This window comes from Bacillota bacterium (genome assembly GCA_024655925.1).
In the GTDB taxonomy this organism is placed as follows: Bacteria; Bacillota; DTU025; order DTU025; family JANLFS01; genus JANLFS01.
Genome location: JANLFS010000146.1, coordinates 1 through 5,169, shown reverse-complemented (window position 1 = coordinate 5,169; position 5,169 = coordinate 1). Strand labels below are relative to the sequence as shown.

Genomic DNA, 5,169 nt, shown 5'->3' with positions numbered 1-5,169 from the left:
CCTGGCAGTTCATATATATCGTGGAACTACCGTGCTGGCTGGTCATCAAGATTGATGACGATGATGGCGGTGCGAGAATCACTCACACGATAAGGGTGGGATACTCTGGGCTACTTGAGCGACTTCTGGACCCACTCTTCAGAGTATACTTCTCGACACGATTCGCCCAGATGATGAATGAGCACTTTACCATAGAGTTCGCAGCATTGCCAGGTGTCCTTGAGCGACATTGCTCGGGTTCATCTGCCTAACAGGCGTGTCCAGCGGACGGGACTGGGCGCGGCGGTCCGGGCAGGACCGCGTCGAAGTCTATCAAGGATCAGGTCGGTGGCGAGACGCACATTGCGGTCGAGGCAACCTGAAACGCCTTTCACGTTTATGAAATCTTGACTCCCCACGCCTTGGCTCCCCACGCCGGTTAAGTGGTCGTTGCAGACGCCAATCATCTCAAACGTTACGGCGACGGACGCCATCGTGATCGCAACGATGCGAAACGGCTGGCGGAGATGCTGGCGCTGGAGACGCTGCGTCCGGTATGGGTGCCGCCCAAAGAAATCCAGGAAGTCCGTCTCGTCCTAAAGCATCGGGATCGCGTTGTGGCAGATAAGACACGATGCCTCAACCGGACCCGAGCTGCGTTGCGGGGGGACGGACACAACGTCCCAAAGGGAATCGGCAGCTTACAGAGACCACTCTGAGAAGGTGAGATGTCGGTCGTTCCCAGGGATATGGTAGGAGCACTGAAGCAATGCTCGCTCACAGCCAGGCTAACGGTGTTGCGCGAGTCACATGGGAGGATGACAATGAACGACGTGCTAGAGATAAGGGAGAGCATAGGCCGCGACATCCTGTTGGAAAGAGAGAAGCGCGGAAATCGTGGGATTCCGACCTCGGTTGTCAGAGACATCTGCAAGAGACACTACCAGAGAGTCAGACGTCGCGACAAGCAGACGATACTGCAGATTTGCGATGAGTCATTGAAGTGCGATGAGTGGGAGAAGAGAACAATAGCTTTCGAGTTCGCCTTCAGGATCAAGCGCTATGACGAAGATGACTACCAGGTCTTCTACAGATGGCTAAACGACCATGTGTCTGGATGGGAAAGCTGTGACGACCTGTGCACTCACGCTTTGGGTCTCTACGTGTTTCAGTATCCTAGCAGCATAGACAGCATACGCCGATGGACCGTGTCCGATAACTGCTGGGTCAGAAGAGCGGCTGCCGTCGTCCTGATATACTCGATCCGACGAGGGAGGCTGTTCAAGCAAGGGCTAGAAATCGCAGACAGACTGCTATTGGATGAGCATGACTTGGTGCGGAAAGGGTATGGCTGGATGCTGAAGGAGATCTCCAACAAGGATCCGAAGCTGGTATACGATTTCGTCATGGAGCGGAAGCAGGTCATGCCCAGAGTATCGCTGAGATACGCCATCGAGAAGATGGACTCGAAATCAAGAGAAGAGCTGATGAGCTAAGGCCCTTTGCGAATGCCAACAAAGTAATGCTGGACTGATCGGCTCGAGCACAGCTGATCTCAGTCGCTAGACTTGAGGAGTAGAGGAGAAGATGAGACTCAGCATCGACCTGCCACAGGACAAGCGGCAAATCGTCGATAGTCTGCTTGACAGGGTGGAGACCGTGTTCTCCTAGGACACAGCGATTGTGGCCTGCTACGGGTCACACGTCGTCGGCACCCCAACCCCGGTGTCGGACACAGATTTCTACTTCATCCCCAACACCCCGCGAGGCTATCAGATGAGCCATCAGTTCATCATTAACGGCATTGGATACGATCTGTGGCCAATATCCTGGGAGCGCGCCGAGCGCATAGCCAACTTCGATGAGTGTCTCGTATCAATCGTTGCTGACGCTCGCGTTGTCTACTACGGGGATGATCAGAATCTGGAGAGGTTCAATTCGCTGAAGAGACGAATTGAAGAGCTGATGACGCCGGAGAAAAGGCCACTGTTGCTGGGAAAAGCAGAGCGGATCCTCGGCGAGGCAAAGGCTCTCTTCTTCGATGCTTGCCTGTATAGCAGCGATCTCGAGCGAGTTAGGTTGGCTAGCTCCGACATCCTCGAGGAGATCCTAGCTGCGCTGGCGTATGCCAATTCCACCTACACGAAGAAAGGGGCAGCTAGGGCAGAAGATGAACTGCGGCGATTCTCCGTCGTACCAGATGGGTTCATGGATCTCTTCCGAGCAGTGATCAGCGGCAATGACCCACAGGCCATTCTACGAGATGTCAGGTCGCTGATCCACAGCGTTGATCTGGTGGTCTCCGATGCCAAGGGTAGAGAAGAGCCGGTCATATCCGATGAAACCGCAAGAGGCTTCTATGAAGAGCTTAAGTCCACTTACAATAAGCTGTACCATGCGTGCGACAACGCGGAGCATGCCAAGGCGTTTTTCGCAGCCAACCACATCGTCAGAGAAGTGAAGGGTCTGCTCGGTAGCAACTACGGTGACCACGGTTTCCCTGACCTCTGCACACCACTGAGTGAAGGGAAATACCAACTGGCCAAGGAGTCCGCGACCGAGCACGAAGCCAGGCTCGTTGCCGTCCTCAAGAGGCATGGCGTCTCGATCAACGAGTTCTCGAGCATAGACGAGTTCAGAGGCTATGGACGTGTGTTCAGTAGCCGTTAAGTGGCTGATTGTGCTCGGATCGCGGTTCTACGAAACCCAGCCTTGCAGCATTGGAGTGGTGACTTCGCGAAAGCTAATGCGCAGACCAAGGGATGTCTATGGCCCATGCCGTCTGCGTCTACTGGACTTCCCTGAGCTATGGCAGGATGAGGATACGTATCACGACCTAGGCATCGCTCAGGCGGTCTCCACAGGGTGCAAGCATCGAGAGTGCGACATAGAGGGTGCAGGCATCTAGAGCGCGACATCGAGAGCGCGAGTGGTAGCGAAGGGGGTCTCGTACATGAGCCGCGACGATAGAGTGTTCTCAGCTGACGTTCAAAGGGTTGATCTGACCGAGTTCACGCCGGATGGTAGGATTCTGGACATCGGTGGCGGAGGAGAAGGGATTATTGGACAGCTTCTGGGCGATAGAGTTGTGGCGATCGATACCGGACGAGATGAACTCGCCAAGGCACCCGAAGGTCCGCTAAAGATCGTCATGGATGCCAGAGAGATGGGGTTCCTGAACACGTCGTTCGACGCAGTGACATCGTTCTTTACGCTGATGTACATAGAAAGACGGCATCATCAGAGGGTGTTTGACGAGGTGTACAGGGTTCTGAAGGATGGAGGCGTGTTCACCATCTGGGATGCGAGGATCCCTAGATACCCGGGAGGAGCCAAAGATATCTTCGTGGTTCCATTGGAGGTCAGGCTGGCAGACAAGTTGGTCAGCACAGCATACGGAGTCCTCTGGAGAGATGCTGAACAGGACATGAAGTATTACGTTGAGATGGGCAAGAGAGCGGGATTCGACATCTTGACCACAGAGGAAATGGGTGAGGCATTCCGCATACAGCTCGGTAAGCCGGTGCGTGCCTGCTCGGCTTGATGCACAACCTTCCTCTCGCGCTGATCGGTGTCTTCTCCAGAAGAGTGGTAGGGTGGTCCATGGGGGACAAGCCTCTCAGCAAACGAATGAGAGACCCGTCTCGCGGCTGTGAGCCGTCCATGAAGACGGGTCAACTCCAGGGGAACAGCCGCTGATGTGGTCATGTCCACAGGTGTTTGGATCGATCAGCGATTGCTTCTTGAGAGCGGTGGCGATTGAGGGATAAGTGGTCCGCACTCACCAGGTATGGCCTTGAGACCAGTCCATGAGGAGGATTGAAGCTGCGCCCGGAGGCGGTTGCCTCACGCGGCCGCCCACGCGGATTGTCCTTGTTCGCGAGGAAGAAGAATCGGCGGCGAAATGCCGTCGTAAGGAGGAATTGCCGTGTCGTTGCGTTTTCACGAAATCGCCGAAGCCTATCATCGGATCCTGAATCCGTTCACCGAAGACCAGCTGATGCTGTTGGGCGAGATCTGCCGGTTGCATCCCGGTATCAGGCAGCTGGACCTGGCCTGCGGCAAGGCGGAGATGCTGTGCCGCTGGTCGCAGAAGTACGGCATCAGCGGCGTGGGCGTGGACATCAGCACCGTGTTTCTTGAAGCTGCGCGAAAACGAGCCGCAGAACTGGGCGTGGCGGATAGATTGACGTTCGTCCAGGGCGACGCCGGAGAGTATCCCGGGCCGACCCACGACTTCGACGTGGTAAGTTGCATCGGCGCGACATGGATCGGGAACGGCCTGGTCGGCACGCTGGACTTGATGAAGCCGGCGCTCAGGCCGGGGGGGCTGATCTTGGTCGGCGAACCCTACTGGATCGAGCCGCCGCCGGAGGCCGCCTATGCCGCCCTGGAGATCGGCAGGGATGATTATGTTACCCTGGACGGCACGCTCGATCGGTTTGAGTCGGCGGGCATGCGCCTGATCGAGATGGTTCTGGCGAACCACGATGGCTGGGATCGGTACGAAGCGCCGCAGTGGATGGCGGTGGACGACTTCCTGCGTGCCAACCCCGATGATCCCGACGCGTCCGCCCTGCTCGACTGGATCAGCCACAACCGCCGGGTCTACTTGCAGTATGGCCGGCGCTATCTCGGGTGGGGCGTGTTCGTGCTAAGGTAACAGGTGCGGGCGGCATCGGACAATGACAAGGAGAGGGGAAAAACGGTCTACCTGCCCCGACGGCATACCCACGTCGAACGGTGCGCAGCGGCTGATGATGTGTAGGTGCCGGCTCACCCGGAGGAGCCGGGCAAGTCGCGCTCGGCACCGCCGGCCTGCCCTGCCACCGGTCGGAGCCTCCGAGCCGAATCGTGTGTGCCTGTGCCGGAGGTTTGCGTGCCAAGGGACGGGCCAGAGGTTGCCGACTCTGACCTTGGAGGCAGGAACAATGCGGCAATGACAGTGGGTCTCTCCTCAGACTCATTAGCCTGCCCGTATCGGGGCTATTGGGATAGTTGGGATAGGTGGAATCAGTAGCCGGGCACAGGTTCGCGGGAGGGGGGCGTGTACCGACGTTTACAGTTGAATCGTCCATGTACGTTCCAAGAATGCGTGCCAGTCGCGTCATCGACTTCATGCTTCACCCTACCGACGACCTATACCGAAGCTGGTGGCCGGGAACGCATCTTTCGATGCACACGTTAAAC

5 protein-coding genes are annotated in these 5,169 nt (G+C 56.9%); all 5 read left to right on the top strand.

Features of this window, described 5'->3' with window-relative positions; translation table 11 throughout:
• Positions 1-251: hypothetical protein (locus NUW23_14965; protein ID MCR4427461.1), on the top strand; the 251-nt coding region annotated here is incomplete at its 5' end.
• A gap of 552 nt (positions 252-803) precedes the next feature.
• Complete coding sequence (locus NUW23_14960) at positions 804-1,475, top strand: DNA alkylation repair protein (protein ID MCR4427460.1); 672 nt, start codon at positions 804-806, stop codon at positions 1,473-1,475.
• A 280-nt stretch (positions 1,476-1,755) separates the two neighbouring features.
• Entirely contained in the window at positions 1,756-2,649 is an 894-nt protein-coding gene (locus NUW23_14955) for a hypothetical protein (protein MCR4427459.1), read from the top strand.
• A gap of 283 nt (positions 2,650-2,932) precedes the next feature.
• Positions 2,933-3,523, top strand: a complete 591-nt coding sequence (locus NUW23_14950) for a class I SAM-dependent methyltransferase (GenBank protein ID MCR4427458.1) — start codon at positions 2,933-2,935, stop codon at positions 3,521-3,523.
• Between the two features lie 378 nt (positions 3,524-3,901).
• The gene (locus NUW23_14945; GenBank protein ID MCR4427457.1) at positions 3,902-4,642 is read left to right on the top strand and encodes a methyltransferase domain-containing protein; all 741 of its coding nucleotides are present in this window, start codon (positions 3,902-3,904) and stop codon (positions 4,640-4,642) included.
• Positions 4,643-5,169 lie beyond the last annotated feature (527 nt).